This window comes from Kribbella sp. NPDC000426, assembly GCF_040300265.1.
Lineage (GTDB): Bacteria > Actinomycetota > Actinomycetes > Propionibacteriales > Kribbellaceae > Kribbella.
Map to the genome: position 1 here is coordinate 65,299 of NZ_JBEPDK010000008.1, position 19,920 is coordinate 85,218.

A 19,920-nucleotide genomic window follows, 5' to 3' on the forward strand; every position below is an offset into this window, starting at 1 on the left:
GGATGACGGATCGACGGGGAAACGAGCCGCCACGCAAGCGTGGTGCCACACCGGGCCGGGAGAACCAGCCCCGCAAGGCTCAGCCCCGTCGTCCGTCCACTACGGACAGTGCCCGCACGACCCCGTCCCGGCCCGAATCCACCCGCGAGCGCCTGCTGCGCAAGGCCCGCGAGGAGGAGCAGGCGGCGGCGCCTCGTCCGGTGAAGAAGGCGGCAGCGAACCCGCGTCCGGTGAAGAAGGCTGCTGCGAAGCGGCCTGCTCCCGGTGGTGCCGCGCCTCGCAAGCAGGCTCCGGTCAAGGGTGCGGCGAAGAAGACCGCCAAACGTCCGGTGAAGAAGACAGCGGCGAAGAAGCGGCCGCCGCAGAATCGGCCTCGGCCCAGGCCCAAGAAGCGCAGGGTGCCGAAGGCGCCGCGGATGTTGCGGCTGGGGCGTCCGGCGGTTCGGTTGCGGGTGACGTTCGGGGTGATGGCGTTCGTGCTGTCGCTGTTCGCGGGCCGGCTGGTGCTGCTGCAGGGCGTGGACCCGGACAGCTACGCGCAGGCGGCGACCCGGGAGAACACCAAGCCGTTCATCCTGCACGCGACCCGCGGCGCCATCACCGACCGCAACGGGGTCGAGCTGGCAGTCTCCGAGGACGCGGTGATGATCACCGCGGACCCGACCCAGACGAAGCCGGTCGCGCAGCAGCTGGCCGCGATCCTCGCGCCGAAGGTGACGGGTACGACGTACGCCAAGCTGGTCGCCGCGATGACCGGCAAGGGCCGCTACACCGTTCTCGCGCATCATGTTCCGCCGACGACCTGGAGCGCGATCCAGGCTGAGATCAAGGCCGCGAACGCGACCATCGGCCAGCAGAACAAGGGCAAGCCGCAGGACCAGGCCGCCCCGCTGCTGGCCGGGCTGTACACCGAGGACGACCCGATCCGCAGCCACCCGAACGGCAGCATCGCCGCGACCGTGGTCGGCGTGACGGGTGCCGACGGCAAGGGACTGTCCGGGCTCGAGTACGGCCTGAACGACAAGCTGTCCGGTCACGACGGCAAGGCGATGTACGAGGTCGACACCAAGGGCAACAAGATCCCGAACGCGAACCACACGGTCGAGGAGCCCAAGCCCGGCGTCGGCGTCCAGCTGACCCTGGACACCGACCTGCAGTTCTTCGCGGAGAAGCGGATCGAGCAGGCGGTCAAGCAGTACAAGGCCAGCTCCGGCACGGTGATCGTCGAGGACGTGAAATCCGGCGAGCTGCTGGCGATGGCCAACTACCCGACCTTCGACCCGAACAAGCCGTACAAGCCCAGCGACCTGAACAACCCCGCGCTCGAGCGCACCTACGAGCCGGGCAGTGTGCAGAAGGTGGCCACCATGGCCGCCCTCGCCGACGCCGGCCTGATCGACCTGAACACCAAGCTCCGGGTTCCGGGCAGCATCGAGGTTCAGCGGCGCAAGATCAAGGACCACTGGGACCACGGCCCGCTGAACCTGACCATCGCCGGTGTGGTCGCGAAGTCGTCGAACGTCGGCACGATCATGGCCGCGCAGCAGATGCGGATCCCGCAGTTCGTGAAGTACCTGCACGACTTCGGGTTCGGCCAGCCGACCGGCCTGAACTTCCCCGGCGAGAGCAACGGCAAGCTGATGGACGGCGACGAGTGGCCGGAGATCACCCGGTCGAACGTCGCCTTCGGCCAGGGCCTGTCGGTGAACGCGGTGCAGATGACGGCCGCGGTGAACACGGTCGCGAACGGCGGCGTCTACGTGCCGCCGAAGCTGGTCCGCAACTACGTCGACGCGAACGGCACCGTGGTCCCGAACCAGACGGCGGCGCCGCACCGGGTGGTGAGCGAGAAGGCCGCCAAGGAGGTCGCCACGATGATGGAGGCGGTGACCGCCAAGAAGGGCACGGCGCCGCAGGCCGCGATCGACGGTTACCTGGTGGCCGGCAAGACCGGTACGGCGCAGGAGGTCGACTCGGCCTGCAGCTGCTACCGCAAGTGGGCCACTTCTTTTGCCGGATTTGCTCCGGCCGACAACCCGCGCTTCGTTACTTACGTCGTACTGCACGACCCGAGTGACGGAGTTCGGGGTGGTGGCCTGCAAGGAGGACCGGTGTTCCGAGACGTGATGAGCTACGCGCTGCAGAAGTACGTTGTCCCGCCGACCGGAGCAAAGCAGCCCGACGTTCCCATCACCTGGTGATGGTGACGCAGGGTCAGGTAGGAGTCACAGGGTCCGGAGCGGTAGCCTCAGGGCCCGTGTCCACCCCTACCGCCGCAGGCGGCGCGGTCGCAGCGATCAGGCCACGGCACGTCGTGCCGGTGAGCCTCGCCGACCTCGCGAGCGTCGCCCACGCACAGTTTCCGGCAGAGTCGCCGGTCACGGTGACCGGCGTATCCCTCGACTCGCGTTCCGTCCTCCCCGGCGACCTGTACGCCGCTCTGCCCGGTGCGGTCACGCACGGCGCGGAATTCGTCGCGAAAGCGCAGCAGGCGGGCGCGGTCGCTGTGCTCACGGACCCCGCCGGCGCCGACCGTGCGTCGGCCGCCGGTCTGCCGGTGCTGGTCGTCGACCACCCGCGGAGCGTGCTCGGCGCGGTCGCGTCCCGGATCTACGGCGAGCCGACCAGCGAGCTGCGTCTCCTCGGTGTTACCGGGACCAACGGCAAGACCACCACGAGCTTCCTGCTGGACGCAGTACTGCGCAGGCTCGGTCCGGCAGCGTTGATCGGGACGATTCAAACGCGTGTCGGCGACGAGGTCGTGAAGAGCGTCCGGACCACTCCGGAGGCCACCGACCTGCAGGCGCTGTTCGCGGTGATGCGGGAGCAGGCGGTCGCGTGGTGCGCGATGGAGGTGTCGAGCCACGCGCTGGCGATGGGGCGGGTCGACGGTGCCCGGTTCGCGGTCGCCGGGTTCACCAATCTCACCCAGGACCATCTGGACTTCCACAAGACGTTCGAGGACTACTTCCAGGCGAAGGCCTCGCTGTTCACCCCGGAGCGGTGTGATGTCGCCGTGGTGACCATCGACGACGAGTACGGGCGCAGGCTCGCGGCGCAGACCGTCGTACCGCTGGTGACCGTGTCGACCAAGGGTGACGCTGACTGGACGGTGGCCAACCGGCATCAGTCCGAGCACGGCACCATCGTGTTCGACGTGCAAGGCCCGGACGAGACGCTGACGGTCGAGATCGCGCTGCCCGGCGAGTTCAACATCGCCAACGCGCTGCTCGCGACCGTGATGCTGCGCCAGGCCGGCGTACCCGCCGATGCGATCGCGGCCGGTCTGCGTACGGCGACCGTGCCCGGGCGGATGGAGCTGTTCACCCGCGAGGACGGCCTGGCCGTGATCGTCGACTACGCGCACACCCCGGACGCGGTCGAGCTGGCGCTGAAGGCGGCGCGCGGCGCGACCAAGGGCCGGCTGTTCGCCGTCGTCGGCTGCGGCGGTGACCGCGACCCGTGGAAGCGGCCGGCGATGGGTGCCGCCGCCGCCCGGACGGCGGACGTGGTGATCGTGACCGACGACAACCCGCGCAGCGAGGACCCGGCGACGATCCGCGCGGCCGCCGTACAGGGTGCGCGGGAGGCCGTCCCGGCCGTCGACCTGCACGAGATCGGCGACCGCCGGCAGGCCATCGCGTCCGCGATCGAGCTGGCCGGCCCCGGCGACACCGTCGTCGTTCTCGGCAAGGGCCATGAGACCGGCCAGGAGATCAGCGGTGTGATCCACCCGTTCGACGACCGCGAAACCGTGCGTTACCTGTTGGAGGCAGACCGGTGATCCCTGTCAGTTGCGGCGAGATCGCCGACGTCGTCCGCGGCGAGCTCGTGGGTGTCGAGCCCACGGCCGTCGTCGACGGCTCGGTGGTGATCGATTCGCGAGCCGCCGAACCGCGCGGGCTGTTCGTCGCCCTGCCCGGTGAGCGCGTCGACGGGCACGACTTCGTCGGTACGGCGACCGCGGCCGGCGTCACCGCCGCGCTGACCACCCGGCCGGTCGAGGGGAGCCCGTGCATCGTCGTCGACGACACCCAGCGCGCCCTCGGCGACCTGGCCCGGTTCGTGGTCGGCCGGCTGCCGGACCTGACGGTCATCGCCCTGACCGGATCGTCCGGCAAGACCAGCACCAAGGACCTGATCGCCCAGGTGATCCGCCCGTACGGCGAGACCGTGTCGCCGGAAGGCTCGTTCAACAACGAGATCGGGCACCCGTTGACCGCGCTGCAGGCGACCGCGGCGACGAAGTACCTCGTCGCCGAGATGGGCACCCGGCACCAAGGTGACATCGCCTACCTGACCGGGATCACGCCGCCGGGTATCGGCCTGGTGCTGAACATCGGCACCTCGCACATCGGCGAGTTCGGGTCCCAGGACAACATCGCGATCGCCAAGGGTGAGCTGATCGAGGCGGTGCCGGCCGACGGCATCGCGATCCTGAACGCCGACGACCACCGGGTCGCCGCGATGCGGAGCCGGACGAAGGCGCGGGTGCTGACCTTCGGGGAGGCGGCCGAGGCCGACATCCGGGCGGAGGGCGTGAAACTCGACGCGGAGGGACGTCCCGCGTTCGCCTTGCACATCGGGAACTTCGGTGGCGACGTGCAGTTGCAGTTCATCGGCGAGCACTACGTGTCGAACGCGCTGGCCGCCGCGGCCGTCGGGTCGGCGATCGGCCTGACGCCGGAGCAGATCACCCACGGCCTGAACGCCGCCACCCGGATCTCCGCGGCGCGGATGGAGCTGACCGAGCGGGCCGACGGCGTGACGATCATCAACGACGCGTTCAACGCCAACCCGGACTCGACCCGCGTGGCGCTGAAGTCGCTGGTCGCCATCGGCCGGTCCCGCGGCGCCCGGACCTGGGCGGTGCTCGGCGAGATGCTCGAGCTCGGCGACACCTCCGCCGACGAGCACGACGCGATCGGGCGCCTCGTCGTCCGGCTCGACGTGAACCGGTTGCTGGTCGTCGGTGAAGGAGCGAAACCGATCCATCTCGGCGCCTCACTGGAAGGCTCGTGGGGCAACGAGTCGGTGTTCGTCGACACGATCCCCGAGGCGCTGGAGTTGCTGCGCGAAGAGCTGCGCGCCGGGGACGTCGTACTCGTGAAGTCTTCGAAGGGCTCGAAACTGCGCAGCCTCGCTGACGCATTGCTGGAGGACGTGCAGTGATCTCGATCCTGTTCGGTGGCGCCGTCGCGATGGTGCTGACGCTGATCGGTACCCGCTGGGCGATCAGATGGCTGGCCAAGCGCGGCTACGGCCAGGAGATCCGCGCCGACGGCCCGACCTCGCACCACATCAAACGCGGTACGCCGACCATGGGCGGCACGGTCTTCATCGTCGCGACGATCGTCGGGTACTTCGCGGCGAAGCTGTTCACGATGACGCCGCCGAGCGCCTCGGCGCTGCTGGTGCTGTTCCTGTTCGCCGGGATGGGCGCGGTCGGTTTCCTGGACGACTTCATCAAGATCTTCCGGCAGCGCAGCCTCGGCCTGCGCAGCAAGGCGAAACTGGCCGGCCAGACCTTCGTCGCGGTGGTGTTCGCGGTGCTCGCGCTGCAGTTCCCGGACGAGCGCGGGCAGAAGCCGGCCTCGCCGTTCATCTCGTTCATCCGCGACATCGGCTGGCTGGAACTGCCGGCCATCCTGGTGATCATCTGGATCCTGCTGCTGATCGCGGGGATGTCGAACGGCGTCAACCTCGTCGACGGTCTGGACGGTCTCGCGACCGGCGCGTCGATGATGGTGTTCGGCGCCTACACACTGATCTGCATCTGGCAGTTCAACCAGAGCTGCGCGACCGCGAACGGCGTCGGCGCCAAGTGTTACGAGGTCCGGGATCCACACGACCTCGCCGTCGTCGCCGCCTGTCTGACCGGTGCGCTGTTCGGCTTCCTGTGGTGGAACGCGTCGCCGGCCAAGATCTTCATGGGTGACACCGGCTCGCTGTCGCTCGGCGGTGCGCTGGCCGGTTTCGCGGTGATGACCCGGACCGAGCTGCTGGTGCTGCTGCTCGGCGGACTGTTCGTCATCGTCACCGCGTCGGTCATCCTGCAGGTCGGCTACTTCAAGGTGACCAAGGGCAAACGCCTGTTCCGGATGGCGCCGCTGCATCACCACTTCGAGATGCTCGGCTGGGAACAGGTCAACATCGTGATCAGGTTCTGGATCATCCAGGGCTTGTGTGTGGTGATCGGACTCGGGGTCTTCTACGCGGAATGGGTGACCGGATGACACTCGAAACCCGGACGGACGACGGCTGGGCGGACACGCGGTTCGTCGTGCTCGGCTTCGGTACCGCGGGCTACGCCTGCGCCGACTCCCTGATCCAGGCCGGTGCCGAGCACCTCGTCGTCCTCGACGATCGGGACAACGAGGCGCTGCGCGAGAAGGCAGTGATCCTGGAGACGCTCGGCGCCACGATCACACTCGGCCCGGGCAGTACGGCGGAGTTGCCGAAGGAGGTCGACGTCGTCGTCACGTCTCCCGGCGTACCGCCGCACGCGCCGCTGCTCGCCCAGGCGGCTGAGCGCGAGGTGCCGATCTGGAGCGAGATCGAGCTGGCGTGGCGGCTGCGTGACCCTGCGAACGCCGCGCCGTGGCTGTGCATCACCGGCACCAACGGCAAGACCACGACGGTGCAGATGCTGACCGCGATGCTGCAGGCCGCCGGTCTGCGCACCGTTGCCGCAGGCAACGTCGGGCTGCCGTTGCTCGAGGCAGTGATGGACCCCGAGCCGTACGACGTGATCGCGGTCGAGTTGTCCAGCTACCAGTTGCACTACACGCACTCGATGTCGGCGCACTCGGCAGCCGTACTGAACATCGCGCCGGATCATGTCGACTGGCACGGCTCGTTGGACGCGTACGCCAAGGACAAGGGCCGCATCTTCGAGAACTGCCAGATCGCCTGCGTGTACAACGTCGCCGATCCGGCGACCGAGCAGCTGGTGATGGACGCGGACGTGATCGAGGGCTGCCGCGCGGTCGGTTTCACCCTCGGTACGCCGGGACTGTCGATGCTCGGCATCGTCGACGACCTGCTGGTGGACCGGGCGTTCGTCGAGCAGCGCGCCACCTCCGCGCTCGAGCTGGCGATGATCTCCGACGTCACGCCGGCCGCGCCGCACAACATCGCGGACGCGCTGGCCGCGGCAGCGCTGGCGCGGGCCTTCGGCGTACCGGCGACCGCGATCCGCGACGCGCTGCGCGGGTTCCGGCCGGACAAGCATCGGATCGCGCACGTCGCGGAGGTTGCCGGGGTCAACTATGTCGACGACTCGAAGGCAACCAACCCGCATGCCGCGCAGGCCTCGCTGCTCGCCTACGAGCACGTGGTGTGGATCGCCGGTGGTCAGGCCAAGGGCGCCAGCTTCGACGAGTTGGTGATCGCGGCCCGGGAACGGTTGCGGGCCGTCGTGCTGTTGGGCCAGGACAAGCAGGTGATCGCCGAAGCTCTCGAGCGACACGCACCCGATGTCCCGAGGATCGTCGTCGAGGCAACAGACACTGGAGCTATGCAGATCGTGGTGGGGGAGGCGGCGAAGCTCGCACAGGTGGGTGACACCGTGCTGCTCGCGCCTGGCTGCGCATCCTGGGACATGTTCGCCAACTACGGAGCCCGTGGGGACGCCTTCACCGAAGCCGTGCACGCGCTCGGTAACTGATCCGGAGGTGATCGCGTGACGTCGATCGCGGATCAGCCCGAGGGCAGGAAGAGCAGCGAGCGGGCCTGGGTCGCGGCGATCCGGGACGTGCTCGACCGGCCGCTGACGTCCTACCACATCGTGCTCGGCGCGACCGGGCTGTTGCTCGTGCTCGGACTGATGATGGTGCTGTCGGCATCGAGTGTGCTGTCGCTGCGCGTCAACGGGAACAGCTACACGATCTTCGTCCGGCAACTGATCTGGGTCGTGGTCGGCCTGCCGATGGCGTACGTCGCCTCCCGGATGACGCCGCGGCACTTCCGCATGCTCTCCTACGTCGCGCTGCTCGGATCGATCTTCCTGCTGGTGCTGACCTACATCCCGGGTCTCGGCGTGGGCGTGAACGGCAACACCAACTGGCTGAACCTCGGCGGACCGCTGCAGATCCAGCCGAGTGAGTTCGCCAAGCTGGCGATGGTGATGTGGTGCGCGGATCTGTATGCCCGCAAGGAGAAGCTGCTCACCCAGTGGAAGCACCTGCTGGTCCCGATGGTGCCGGTCTGCGGTCTGGTGATCGCGCTGGTCGTCGGCCAGCACGACCTCGGTACGGCGCTGGTGCTGATGGCCGTGATGATCGGCATGATCTGGATCGTCGGCGCACCGACGCGGCTGTTCGTCGCGACGATCGTCGTGGTCGGCGCGGTGGCGACGTACTTCGTGAACTCGGAGCGGTACCGGATGCAGCGGGTCACGTCGTTCCTCGACCCGTTCTCGGACCCGATGGGCGTCGGCTGGCAGGCCTACCACTCGTTCTACGCACTCTCGACCGGCGGCTGGTGGGGCGTCGGCATCGGCAACAGCCGGCAGAAGTGGAGCAACCTGCCGGAGGCGCACACCGACTTCATCTTCTCGGTGATCGGTGAGGAGCTCGGCCTGGTCGGGTCGCTCACCGTGCTTGCGCTGTTCCTCACGCTGGCCTACGCCGGGGTGCGGATCGCGACCCGGAACACCGAGCCGTTCGTCCGCTATGCGGCGGCCGGGATCACCATCTGGATCATGGCCCAGACGCTGGTCAACCTGGGCGCCGTGATCGGACTGCTACCCATCGTGGGTATCCCGCTCCCGCTTTTGTCGTACGGTGGTTCCGCACTGCTGCCGACCCTCATCGCGATCGGCATGCTGCTGTCCTTCGCGAAGGCCGAGCCCGGCGCGCAGGCCGCCCTGAAAGAGACCAGGCGGCCCCGGTTCGGGTGGCTGCCTTCGCGGCGTACGCCGCAACACAAGTGAACCCGCGGGAGCGTTGAAAGCTGTGCCCAGCATCGTTCTGGCCGGCGGCGGTAGCGCCGGCCACACCTCACCCCTGATCGCCACCGCCGACGCCCTGCGCCGGATCGACCCGACCGTCGAGATCCTCGCGCTCGGGACCGAGCGCGGCCTCGAGACCCGGGTCGTGCCGGAGGCCGGCTACCGGCTGGAGCTGATCCCGCCGGTGCCGCTGCCCCGCAAACCCACGCCGGCCCTGCTCGCCGTACCGGGGAAGATGCTGGCCTCGGTCAGCGCGGCCCGCCGGGTGCTGGACGAGGCCAAGGCCGACGTCCTGGTCGGGTTCGGCGGCTACGTCTCGACCCCGGCGTACGTCGCCGCCTGGCGGCGCAAGACGCCGATCGTCGTGCACGAGGGCAACGCGGTGCCGGGGATCGCGAACAAGTTCGCCGCCCGCTACTGCACGCAGTACGTGAAGACGTCGTTCCCGGGCAGCGAGCTGCCGCACGCCGAGTACGTCGGGCTGCCGATCCGGCGCGCGATCTCGACGCTGGACCGGGCCGCGCTACGGGCCGAGGCACGGCAGTTCTTCGGGCTGGACCCGGACGCGCCGACGCTGTTCGTCACCGGCGGGTCGCAGGGCGCACGGCAGATCAACGAGGCCGTGTCCGGCGCCGCCGCGGATCTGCAGGCGGCCGGCATCCAGGTCCTGCACGCGATCGGCCCGAAGAACAGCCTCGAAGTACCGCAGACCGGCCGTTATCCGTACGTCGTCCTGAACTACGTCGACCGGATGGACCTGGCCTACGCGGCCGCGGACCTGGTGGTCTGCCGGTCGGGCGCGAACACGGTCACCGAGGTGTCCGGTGTCGGGCTGCCCGCGATCTACGTACCGCTCCCGATCGGTAACGGTGAGCAGCGGCTGAACGCCAAGCCCGTGGTCGACGTGGGTGGAGGTGTGCTGATCGACAACGCCGCGATGACCGCCGACTGGGTTCGCGCGAACGTGCCGCAACTTCTGCACGACCGCGAGCGTCTGACAGCCATGTCCACAGCTGCGACCGGTGTGATCCGGACGGATGCCGACGAGCGATTGGCGCGGATCATCCTGGATGTGGTGAGGTCTGCGTCGTGATCGTCACCGCACCTGACACGCTGCTGCCTGCCGAAAAGCTGGGCAGAGTGCACTTCGTAGGAATCGGCGGGGCCGGTATGTCCGGTATCGCCCGGATCATGGCCTCCCGCGGGATCGAGGTGTCCGGGTCCGACGCCAAGGACGGCAAGGTCCTCGCCGCGCTCCGTGCCCTCGGCGCGACCTGCTGGGTCGGCCACGAGGCCGAGCACGTCAAGGACGTCGACACGGTGGTGGTGTCGACCGCGATCCGCGAGACCAACCCCGAGGTGGTCGCCGCCCGCGAAGCCGGGATCCCGATCCTGCCGCGGGCCGCTGCGCTCGCCTCGGTGATGGTCGGCCGCCGGACGCTCGCGGTCGCCGGCACGCACGGCAAGACGACCACGACGTCGATGCTCACGGTCGCGCTGCAGCACTGCGGCGCCGACCCGTCGTACGCGATCGGCGGCAACCTGAACGAATCCGGGTCGAACGCCCACGACGGCACCGGCGACCTGTTCGTCGCCGAGGCGGACGAGTCGGACAAGTCGTTCCTGACCTACACGCCCGAGGTGTCGATCGTCACGTCGGTCGAGCCGGACCACCTGGACAACTACGGCGACGAGGCCAGCTACCGCAAGGCTTTCGAGGAGTTCTGCGACCGCGTGCAGCCCGAGGGCTTCATGGTCATCTGCCAGGACGACGCGGGCGCCCGGCGGCTTGCCGAGTACGCGCGCGGCCGCGGCATCGACGTACGGACGTACGGCGAGTCGGAGGACGCGGATCTCCATGTCACCGAGATCACCGCTAACGGCGCGACGCAGTCGTTCGTGCCGGTGTACCGGGGGCGGAAGCTGCCGACCGTGCAGCTGCAGCAGGCGGGTAAGCACAACGCGCTGAACGCGTCGGCGGCGCTGACCGTCGGGCTCGGGCTCGGGTTCTCGGCGGCCGACCTGGCCGAAGGGCTGGCGGCGTTCACCGGTACCGGCCGGCGGTTCGAGTTCAAGGGTCTCGAGGACGGCGTGCGGGTGTTCGACTCGTACGCGCACCACCCGACCGAGCTGGCCGTCGACCTGACCGCGGCGCGCACGGTGGCGGGGGAGGGACGCGTGATCGCGTGCTTCCAGCCGCACCTGTTCAGCCGGACGCGGATCTTCGCCAAGGAGTTCTCCGAGTCGCTGGCGCTGGCCGACGAGGTCGTGGTGATGGACGTGTTCGCTGCCCGCGAGGACCCGGAGCCCGGTGTCACCGGGGCGCTGATCGCGAACCACGTGCCGCTGAAGCCGGACCAGGTCCGGTTCGAGCCGTCGTGGTCCGCCGTACCGCAGCTGGTCGCGGACCTGGCCGAGCCGGGTGACCTGGTGGTGACGCTGGGCGCGGGCGACGTGACACTGATCGGCCCGGAAGTCGTTGGTCTGCTGGCCGAACGCGCGGCTACCCGCGAGTCTGCGCCGGAGCCCGCCGAGCCTGTGGTTTCGTAAAAGGGTGGGGTTCCTTGTATGACCCAGAGCGTTGACCTCGCTCGGGCACAGCAGCGGTTCGCGCGCCGGCAACGGCTGGTGCGCTGGCGGAGCTGGCTGCCGTGGGCGATCGGCGGCGGGCTGCTCGTCGTGGCCGGGCTGGTCGTCTGGTTGTTCTACTTCTCCTCCGTGCTCGCTGTCTCGGGCGTCCGGATCAGCGGTGCCGACACGGTGCCGCTGGCAACGATCGAGCAGACCGCGGCCGCCCCGATCGGCACCCCGCTGGCGAAGGTGGACCTACGGTCGATCGCGGACCGGGTGCGGACGATTCCGGCGGTCGCGGACGCGCAGGTGACGCGGGCCTGGCCGAACAAGATCGTGATCGTCGTCACCGAACGGGTCCCGGTCGTGGTGGTCACGGACGGCTCGCGGTACGAACTGGTCGACGCGACCGGTACGTCGTACCGCACCGTGCCGGACCGGCCGGCCGGACTGCCGGAGGCGAAGGTCACCGGCGTACGGCGCGAGGTCACGATCCACTCGGTGGTGACGGTCTCGGCCGCTCTCCCGGACACTTTGCGGGCGCAGGTGGGCTCGATCTCGGCAGCGTCGCCGGACTCGATCACGCTCAACCTGAGCTCGGGCGTGAAGGTCGTTTGGGGTAGTTCCGATGACAGCGAGCGCAAGGCCGGGGTACTGAGCGTGCTGATGAAGCGGCAGGCGAAGGTGTACGACGTCTCGGCGCCCGATCTTCCTGTCACCAAAGGGGAAAAGCGGTGACAAGTCACATCGCGGATGCGCGGCGAGGCGCGTGGCATTTGGCTGGAAGCGTCCCGTATCGTGCGGCGTAATCTAAAGTTGACATAAGTCTAAGCATGTACTTGAGGTTCAGTCTTTTCGCTGGACAACGGGAAAGCAACGAGGCGAGAGGCGCGGACGTGGCGGCACCGCAGAACTACCTGGCACTCATCAAGGTCGTCGGCATCGGCGGGGGCGGCGTGAACGCCGTCAACCGGATGATCGAGCACGGTCTGAAGGGCGTTGAGTTCATCGCCATCAACACCGACGCGCAAGCGCTGTTGATGAGCGACGCGGACGTCAAGCTCGACATCGGCCGCGAGGAGACCCGCGGCCTGGGCGCCGGTGCGAACCCGGCGATCGGGCAGAAGGCCGCCGAGGACCACGCCGAGGAGATCGAGGAGGCGCTGAAGGGCGCCGACATGGTCTTCGTCACCGCCGGCGAGGGCGGCGGCACCGGCACCGGCGGCGCGCCCGTGGTGGCGCGGATCGCCCGGTCGCTCGGTGCGCTGACCATCGGTGTGGTGACCCGGCCGTTCTCGTTCGAGGGCAAGCGGCGGGCGACCCAGGCGGAGGACGGCATCGCCACCCTCCGCGAAGAGGTCGACACGCTGATCGTGATCCCGAACGACCGGCTGCTGACGATCTCCGACCGCGCCGTGTCCGTGCTGGACGCGTTCAAGCAGGCCGACCAGGTGCTGCTGCAGGGTGTTTCCGGCATCACCGACCTGATCACCACGCCCGGTCTGATCAACGTCGACTTCGCCGATGTCAAGGCAGTCATGTCGAACGCCGGCTCCGCGCTGATGGGCATCGGCTCGTCCCGCGGCGAGGACCGCGCGGTCGCGGCTGCCGAGGCAGCCATCTCGTCACCGTTGCTTGAGGCAAGTATCGAGGGTGCGCACGGCGTCCTGCTGTCGATCGCGGGCGGGTCCGACCTGGGCCTGTTCGAGATCAACGAGGCGGCCCAGCTCGTGTCGGAGTCCGCGCACTCCGACGCGAACATCATCTTCGGCGCGGTCATCGACGACGCGCTCGGCGACGAGGTCCGCGTCACGGTGATCGCGGCCGGTTTCGACGGCGGTATGCCCAAGCGCCGCGAGCAGGCGATGAACCAGGCCCGTCCGCAGTCGTCCCGCCCGCAGAACTACTCGGCCCCGATGACCGGCACCTCGACGCCGCCGGCGCAGCAGTCCGGCCAGGCTCCTGCTGCTCCGGCGCAGCCCAGCCAGACCCCGAGTGCGCCGCAGCCCCCGGCTCAGCAGCCGCCGACGAACCCTGTCGCCGGCACGCAGCAAGGAACGCCGGGCGGGCCCGCTGCCAACGTGACACCGACGACGCCTCCGTTGCCGACCGACGACACGGTCCCGGTGCCTGCGCCGACCGAGCCGCGGCCCGGCGTCGGCACGACGAACTCCGCGCGCCCCCCGGCCGGGGACGGCGTACGCACCGTGCAGTCCGGTCAGCAGTCGAGCCAGCCGGCACCGCACACCCCGGCGTCACCGACCGCTCCGCACTCCTGGCCGACCCACGGCCCGAGCAACTCGTCGGCCGGCCAGTCGAGCCAGCCGAGCCAGTCCGCGCAGCCCAGTGCACCCAAGCCGAAGAAGCCGGAGCCCGAGGAAGACCTCGACATCCCCGACTTCCTGAAGTAATTCAGGAAGTCGGCTCCGGCTGCCGGGGCCGGTAGACGGAGACCAGAACGCCGTAGCGCGACTCGGCCGGGCCGGCGTCGGTGAGCTCGTGGACCATGCGGTCCAGCGTCGCGGCGAGTTCCGCGGCCTGGGCGGTGGTCAGCCGGATGTTCCGCAGGTTGAACATCGGGTCGTCCTCCGCGCTCTCGAGCTCGGCGGCGACAGCCTGCAGTGCGACGGTGTTGGTCGCCCGGGCGCCTTCGCCGACGAAGTCGAACCGTCGCGCCGACCGCCGGTAGTACTGCTCTGTCCCGCCGCGCACCTGGCGGGTCTCGGCCACGTGCACCATCCCGGCGTCACGCAGCACGCCCAGGTGATGGGCGACGTTGCCCTTGGCTGTCCCGAGCGCGGCGGCCAGCTGGCTGATCGTGGCTGCCTCCTGCCCGAGCGCGAACAGCAAACGGTGCCGCAACGGGTGTCCGAGCGCCTTGAACTGCGCTGCGCTCGACACCTCCAGGTGATCGAGAATTTCGGCCATGGATCAAGCGTCGAGAATTCTTGACGCTTTGTCAAACCGCGTGCTCTACTGCTGCCCATGGACACCGAAGAGATCAGGGCCGTCGTCGGCCGGCTGGGCGCGCTGGTCGCCGAGCACTACGTCTTTCCCGAGATCGGCGCCGAGGTCGCGGACCGGCTCGCCGCCGCAGCCGCCGAGGGTCGCTACGACGACCTCGGTACGCCGGAGCAGCTGGCCGAGCGGGTCACCGCCGACCTGCAGCTCGGCAATCGCGACAAGCACCTGCGCCTGATCTTCCGTCGCGACGGGTTGCCGGACGAGGCGGACCCGGTGGCCGAGGAAGCGCACTGGCGCCGCCGGGCGGAGCTCGACGCCGGCGGGATGGCCCGGGTGGAACGCCTCGACGGCAACATCGGGCTGCTCGAGATCCGGCCGTTGCTCTACCCCCCCAATCTGGCCGGGCCGGCGGTCACCGCGGCGATGTCGCTGCTCGCATCGACCGACGCGTTGCTGATCGATCTGCGGCGCTGCGTGGGTGGCTCACCCGATCAGGTCGCCTACGTCTGCAGTCATCTGCTCGACTCCGACGAGCCCGTTCATCTGCAGGACTTGGTCAAGCCGTCCGACGGAACGATGCGACAGTTCTGGACCACGCCGTACGTGCCGGGGCCGCGGTTCAGCGGCAGCAAGCCGATCTGGGTTCTGACCAGTCCTGCGACGTTCTCAGGCGGCGAGGAGCTGGCTTACAACCTGCAGCAGTTCGGGCGGGCGGTGGTCGTGGGCGAGCGGACCGGCGGCGGCGCGCATCCGCGCGAGGGGTTCAAGTTGCACGAGCAGCTCGAGGCGAGTGTGCCGGTGGCGCGTTCGGTTAACTCGGTCTCGGGAACCAACTGGGAGGGCACCGGCGTCGTTCCCGATCTCGACGTACCGGCGGAGCAGGCGTTTGCCGAGGCCTGTCGGCTCGCGGCCGGGCACGTGCTCGGGCTGCCGGCCGAGGCCGAGCGCAACGGTGTGACCGACGAGGCGCGGGCGCTGCTGGGTGCCGGGGTCGGCGCTGGGTAATCTTCAGTCGTGTTCGGCTACGACGAGGTTCTCTCCGCCGCCCGGGTCGTCTTCACCGATCGGTACGGCGGCGCCAGCAAACCGCCGTACGGGGAATTCAATCTCGGCGGGTACGGCGAGGACGCCGAGCGGATCGCCGAGAACTTCCGCCGGGCCGCGACCGCCTTCGAAGTGGAGCCCGACGCGATCGTCCGGGTCAGCCAGGTCCACGGCCGCGATGTCCACGTCGTCGGCCCGGACGACGACCTGCCGCTCGCGCAGAACCCGAAGGCCGACGGGCTCGTAACGACTCGCACCGATGTCGTGCTCGCCGTTCGCGCCGCGGACTGTCTGCCGGTGTTGCTGGTCGGCGACGGCGTCATCGGTGCCGCTCACTCCGGACGCAAGGGCATGTACGTCGGCATCGTGCCGGCGACCGTCGACGCGATGCGGGACCTCGGTGCCTCGCGCATCACCGCCGTACTCGGTCCGTATGCGTGCGGCAAGTGCTACGAGGTCCCCGAAGAGATGCGGGCCGAGGTCGCCGAGCGCGTGCCGGCGGCGTACTCCGAGACGAGTTGGGGGACACCCGCGCTCGACGTGGCTGCCGGTGTGAAGGCGCAACTGGCCGAGCTGGACGTCGAGGTGGTCGACGCGACCGCGTGCACGATCGAGTCCGGCAACCTGTACTCGTACCGTCGCGAAGGCCCGACCAGCGGCCGGATGGCGGGCCTGGTCAAGCTGGTGTCGCGATGACCGATCGTTCCGGCGAGCTGCGCGGCAATCTGCTGCGCGTTCAGGAGCGGATCGAGAAGGCCTGTCAGGCGGCCGGGAGGTCCCGGGACGATGTCACCCTTGTCGCGATCACCAAAACCTTCCCAGTCAGCGACGTGCGGGCGCTGGCGGCCCTCGGAGTCCGGGACGTCGGCGAGAACCGCGAGCAGGAGCTCAAGGTGAAGGCGCCCGAGTGCACCGACCTCACGTGGCACTTCGTCGGTCAGCTGCAGTCGAAGAAGGCGCGGTCCGTGGTCCGCAACGCGTCGATCGTGCACTCCGTCGATCGGTCGTCACTCGTCGAAGCGTTGTCCAAGGCCGCGGTCGCTGAGGAGAAGACGGTGCGCTGCCTGATCCAGGTGAGCCTTGCGGCGTACGGGTCGGCCGAGGCGGCGACCGGTGCCGGGAGGGGCGGCGTCGAGCCTTCCGACGTACCCGCATTGGCTGCTGAGATCGCGGCCGCGGACGCCTTGGAGCTCGGCGGAGTGATGGCCGTCGCTCCACTGGGATCTGACCCGGGCGAAGCCTTCGCCGGACTTCGGGACGTAGCGTCGCGGCTACGCTCCGAACACCCCGGCGCCGACTGGATCTCGGCCGGGATGACCGGTGATCTGGAGGCCGCGATCAAGCACGGTGCGACACACGTCCGGCTCGGGCGCGCCTTACTCGGTACGCGTCCTTCACTCGGTTAGTGTCGACATCGAGCAGGTTTTGCTTACTGCTCACCGTTGTACGTGAAGTCGTCGAACCGGATCGAGGTGCTGGAGGGCCATGAGCGGCGCACTGCGCAAGATGGGTGTGTACCTCGGCTTGGTCGAGGACGGGGAGCGCTACAACGCGCGGTACGACGACTACGAGTACGACGAGTACGACGACGACGCAGTCGACGACGTTGACGGGGACTCCCACGAGACCGAGCCGGTACCTGCCGGCCGGGAGAGCCGCGAGTCTCGCGAGCACCGCGAGGACCGTGAGAACACCAGCGGCGCCACGGTCAGCAAGTTCCCAGACCGGCGCGGGGTCGCGCCGTCCCCGGAGGTAACCGAGTTGGCCCGCATCACCACCGTGCACCCGCGCAGCTACAACGAGGCGCGCGTCATCGGTGAGCATTTCCGCGACGGCACCCCCGTCATCATGAACCTGACCGAGATGGATCACGCCGACGCCAAGCGACTGGTCGACTTCGCCGCCGGGCTGATCTTCTGCTGCCGTGGATCGATCGAGCGGATCACCACCAAGGTGTTCCTGGTCTGCCCGCCGAACGTCACGGTCGCCGCCGAGGAGAAGGAGAAGATCGCCGCGGACGGGTTCTACAACCAGAGCTGAGGCTCTGGTTGGCTCCTGGCCTTCCGCCGTCTTCTACACTCATTGACGACATGGATGCTCTAGCGCTCGTCCTCAGTGTTCTCAGCTGGGTGCTGCTCGCCTTCTTCCTGGTACTGGTGGCGAGGTTCGTGCTCAGTCTGATCGTCATGTTCGCGCCCCAGTGGCACCCGAAGGGCCCACTGCTGCTGTTCTTCGAGCTGATCTACTCGATCACCGATCCGCTGCTGAAGCCGTTGCGGCGGATCCTGCCCCCGATCGGGGCGGGCGGGGTGCGGATCGACCTGTCCATGCTGATGCTGTTCGTCATCGTCTCGGTGGCGATGTCCATCAACTCAACGGCTTTACGGTCGTTGTGAGGGTGAGAACGGCGCGGACTGGGTAGGTAGAGTCTCGGGAAAAACGGGGCCGTGGCTACCGGGCCGCTCCGCCGGGCAGGACCGTTGTCGACCGCCCGGATTCCGTCATAAGACAACGAAGCGATAACGTGATCTACTGAGTCGCCGGGGTGCAACACTACGGGGACTCCGCCAAGACACAGACAAACGAGGTGAAAGATGCCGCTGACGCCGGATGACGTCCGCTCGAAGCAATTCACGCCCGTCCGACTACGGGAGGGCTACGACGTCACAGAGGTCGACTCCTTCCTCGACGAGGTCGAGGCAGAGCTCGAGCGACTTCTCGCCGAGAACGAGGAGCTGCGGGCCAAGCTCGCGGCGGCTCAGCGCGCGGGTGCGGACCAGCAGCGGCCGGTCGTCGACCAGACCGCCGCCCTGCCGCCTGTCGTGCAGCAGCCCAAGCCCCCGGTCGTGGTCGAGAAGCCGGAGGAGAAGCCACCGGTGATGCCGCCGGTCGCGGCTGCGAGTGCGGCTGCGGCGGCCGGCTCGGTCGGCGACGCCTCCAGCTCGGCCGTCCGGCTGCTGGAGATGGCCACCAAGCACTCCGACGACCTGGTCCAGGAGGCGAAGGACACCGCCGACAAGATCATCGGCGAGGCCCGCGCCAAGGCGGAGCGCCTGGAGAACGAGGCGCGTGGCAAGGCCGACCGGATGACCGGTGAGGCCCGTGCCCGCGCCGAGAAGCTCGACGGCGAGATCGCGGAGCGTCGTGCGCAGATGCTCGGCACCCTGGAGAAGCAGAAGGGTCAGCTCGAGCGCACGATCGACGACCTGCACGCGTACGAGCGTGAGTACCGCAGCCGCCTGAAGACGTACTTCACCGAGCAGCTCAAGGCGCTCGGCAACGGCGACGACACGCTCAGCCCGCGCAACGGCTTCCGCCCGGAGGCTCGCGCCCAGGCTCACGGTCACGGCGTGTAAAGAAACCTCGTTGAGGAGGCGGTGCTTTCCGGCGGCACCGCCTCTTCGTCATGTCTGGACACTTTTGACACACCGTCCCAGCACGGTGACAGGGTGTCAGGACTTTTTGAGCAGTGCGGGTGATTCCCCGGCCGGTCCATCGGGGAACACACTCCAGAAGTCATAGCCGAGTGGTGCCGGAGCATCCCGATACAGCTCCCACACTCGCTGCCGGGTCGCCACGTCCGCGACCCACCCCGCCTCGCAGTCCGCGACGGCCACCTCGTGACCGGGCTCCCAGTAGGTGCAGCTCAGGTACCGACTGTTCGCGAGATGCCGCACCTTCACCGGCGTCTTCCGCGTCACGATCCAGCCGGTCAACTCGTCGCCGTCGAGCTCCCAGATCGGGTGCAGGATCCGGCTCCGCGGCCGCTGGTCCGGCCCGACGGTCGCCACGCTGCACCACACGATCCGGTGCGCGCGCTCGATGAACTCCTTTTGCACAACCATGGTTGTGTATTCTAGCGGTATGAACCTGGATCTGTCGCTGGTCTCGTTGTTCGCCGGCTGGGCGCTGGCCGACGAGGTGCAGCGCCGGCTGACCGACGACGGCTTCGGCGATGCGCGCTTCGCCGACGGTGTGGTGTTCCAGCATCTGGTCAGTGGGCCGGTGACGATCACCACGTTGGCCGAGAAGCTTGGCGTCACCCAGCAGGCCGCCTCGAAGACCGTCGCCGATCTCCAGGCGCGCCGGTACGTCGCCCGTCGTACCGACCCGGACGACGCCCGCGCCAAGCAGGTCCACCTGACCGACCACGGCCAGGCAGTAATCGATGCCGCCCGCAAACACCGCGCCGCCATCGACCGCGAGCTGCGGAAGTCGCTGGGCGACGACCGGGTCGAGGAGGCGAGGCAACTACTCGCCGACGTGATCGACGGCCTCGGCGCGAGCCCGGCTCTCCGGGGGCGCGCCGGCCCGCCGCCGCGGTAGGGCGTGGTGTGGGAGTTGGTGAGTTTGTGGTGCACGTAGGTGCCGGTGGGAACCGAGGCCGC

18 protein-coding genes and 1 pseudogene are annotated in these 19,920 nt (G+C 68.9%); 17 read left to right on the forward strand and 2 right to left on the reverse strand.

Features of this window, described 5'->3' with window-relative positions; all coding sequences use genetic code 11:
- The first annotated feature begins 2 nt into the window (after positions 1–2).
- The 10 genes and pseudogenes from ABT313_RS34875 to ftsZ all read left to right on the forward strand — a co-directional run.
- Positions 3–2,201, forward strand: coding sequence for a peptidoglycan D,D-transpeptidase FtsI family protein (locus ABT313_RS34875; protein ID WP_350862637.1), 2,199 nt, complete (start codon positions 3–5; stop codon positions 2,199–2,201).
- Complete coding sequence (locus tag ABT313_RS34880) at positions 2,201–3,784, forward strand: UDP-N-acetylmuramoyl-L-alanyl-D-glutamate--2,6-diaminopimelate ligase (protein ID WP_502884053.1); 1,584 nt, start codon at positions 2,201–2,203, stop codon at positions 3,782–3,784. Before ABT313_RS34875 ends, ABT313_RS34880 begins: the two co-directional genes overlap by 1 nt.
- Positions 3,781–5,172 (forward strand): UDP-N-acetylmuramoyl-tripeptide--D-alanyl-D-alanine ligase, encoded by a 1,392-nt coding sequence (locus ABT313_RS34885; protein WP_350862643.1) that lies wholly within the window; start codon positions 3,781–3,783, stop codon positions 5,170–5,172. Before ABT313_RS34880 ends, ABT313_RS34885 begins: the two co-directional genes overlap by 4 nt.
- 29 nt (positions 5,173–5,201) lie before the next feature.
- Positions 5,202–6,236 (forward strand): phospho-N-acetylmuramoyl-pentapeptide-transferase, encoded by a 1,035-nt coding sequence (gene mraY / locus ABT313_RS34890; protein WP_502884054.1) that lies wholly within the window; start codon positions 5,202–5,204, stop codon positions 6,234–6,236.
- Positions 6,233–7,669 (forward strand): UDP-N-acetylmuramoyl-L-alanine--D-glutamate ligase, encoded by a 1,437-nt coding sequence (gene murD, locus ABT313_RS34895; RefSeq protein WP_350862649.1) that lies wholly within the window; start codon positions 6,233–6,235, stop codon positions 7,667–7,669. Before mraY ends, murD begins: the two co-directional genes overlap by 4 nt.
- Positions 7,670–7,684: 15 nt before the next feature.
- Positions 7,685–8,935 carry a putative lipid II flippase FtsW gene (gene ftsW / locus ABT313_RS34900; RefSeq protein ID WP_350862652.1) on the forward strand — a complete coding sequence of 417 codons (1,251 nt, stop codon included), beginning with the start codon at positions 7,685–7,687 and terminating at the stop codon, positions 8,933–8,935.
- A gap of 22 nt (positions 8,936–8,957) precedes the next feature.
- A complete protein-coding gene (gene murG / locus ABT313_RS34905) occupies positions 8,958–10,046 on the forward strand; it encodes an undecaprenyldiphospho-muramoylpentapeptide beta-N-acetylglucosaminyltransferase (protein ID WP_350862654.1) in 1,089 nt (362 codons plus the stop codon).
- Entirely contained in the window at positions 10,043–11,503 is a 1,461-nt protein-coding gene (murC, locus tag ABT313_RS34910; RefSeq protein ID WP_350862656.1) for a UDP-N-acetylmuramate--L-alanine ligase, read from the forward strand. Before murG ends, murC begins: the two co-directional genes overlap by 4 nt.
- An 18-nt stretch (positions 11,504–11,521) precedes the next feature.
- Positions 11,522–12,262 (forward strand): cell division protein FtsQ/DivIB, encoded by a 741-nt coding sequence (locus ABT313_RS34915; protein WP_350862659.1) that lies wholly within the window; start codon positions 11,522–11,524, stop codon positions 12,260–12,262.
- A gap of 158 nt (positions 12,263–12,420) precedes the next feature.
- Positions 12,421–13,656, forward strand: a pseudogene (gene ftsZ / locus ABT313_RS34920) (cell division protein FtsZ); the annotation flags it as partial.
- A gap of 280 nt (positions 13,657–13,936) precedes the next feature.
- On the opposite strand, the gene ABT313_RS34925 reads toward ftsZ, so the two are convergent.
- The gene (locus tag ABT313_RS34925) at positions 13,937–14,452 is read right to left on the reverse strand and encodes an ArsR/SmtB family transcription factor (protein ID WP_350862661.1); all 516 of its coding nucleotides are present in this window, start codon (positions 14,450–14,452) and stop codon (positions 13,937–13,939) included.
- A gap of 57 nt (positions 14,453–14,509) precedes the next feature.
- On the opposite strand from ABT313_RS34925, the gene ABT313_RS34930 reads away from it, so the two are divergent.
- From ABT313_RS34930 to ABT313_RS34955, 6 genes are all read left to right on the forward strand, one after another.
- Complete coding sequence (locus ABT313_RS34930) at positions 14,510–15,493, forward strand: S41 family peptidase (RefSeq protein ID WP_350862664.1); 984 nt, start codon at positions 14,510–14,512, stop codon at positions 15,491–15,493.
- Between the two features lie 9 nt (positions 15,494–15,502).
- Entirely contained in the window at positions 15,503–16,228 is a 726-nt protein-coding gene (locus tag ABT313_RS34935; RefSeq protein WP_350862667.1) for a purine nucleoside phosphorylase YfiH/LACC1 family protein, read from the forward strand.
- On the forward strand, positions 16,225–16,938 hold the full coding sequence (locus ABT313_RS34940; RefSeq protein WP_350862670.1) for a YggS family pyridoxal phosphate-dependent enzyme: 714 nt from the start codon (positions 16,225–16,227) through the stop codon (positions 16,936–16,938). The genes ABT313_RS34935 and ABT313_RS34940 overlap by 4 nt, the downstream gene beginning before the upstream one ends.
- Before the next feature lie 79 nt (positions 16,939–17,017).
- Positions 17,018–17,572 (forward strand): cell division protein SepF, encoded by a 555-nt coding sequence (locus ABT313_RS34945; RefSeq protein WP_350862673.1) that lies wholly within the window; start codon positions 17,018–17,020, stop codon positions 17,570–17,572.
- Positions 17,573–17,622: 50 nt separating this feature from the next.
- The gene (locus ABT313_RS34950) at positions 17,623–17,928 is read left to right on the forward strand and encodes a YggT family protein (RefSeq protein ID WP_328998849.1); all 306 of its coding nucleotides are present in this window, start codon (positions 17,623–17,625) and stop codon (positions 17,926–17,928) included.
- Between the two features lie 198 nt (positions 17,929–18,126).
- Complete coding sequence (locus ABT313_RS34955) at positions 18,127–18,888, forward strand: DivIVA domain-containing protein (RefSeq protein ID WP_130446656.1); 762 nt, start codon at positions 18,127–18,129, stop codon at positions 18,886–18,888.
- Between the two features lie 96 nt (positions 18,889–18,984).
- Here ABT313_RS34955 and ABT313_RS34960 read toward each other — a convergent pair whose 3' ends face one another.
- Entirely contained in the window at positions 18,985–19,377 is a 393-nt protein-coding gene (locus ABT313_RS34960; protein ID WP_350862678.1) for a pyridoxamine 5'-phosphate oxidase family protein, read from the reverse strand.
- 19 nt (positions 19,378–19,396) lie between these two features.
- Between ABT313_RS34960 and ABT313_RS34965 the strand changes: the two genes are divergently transcribed.
- The gene (locus tag ABT313_RS34965) at positions 19,397–19,858 is read left to right on the forward strand and encodes a MarR family winged helix-turn-helix transcriptional regulator (RefSeq protein WP_350862681.1); all 462 of its coding nucleotides are present in this window, start codon (positions 19,397–19,399) and stop codon (positions 19,856–19,858) included.
- Positions 19,859–19,920: the final 62 nt, after the last annotated feature.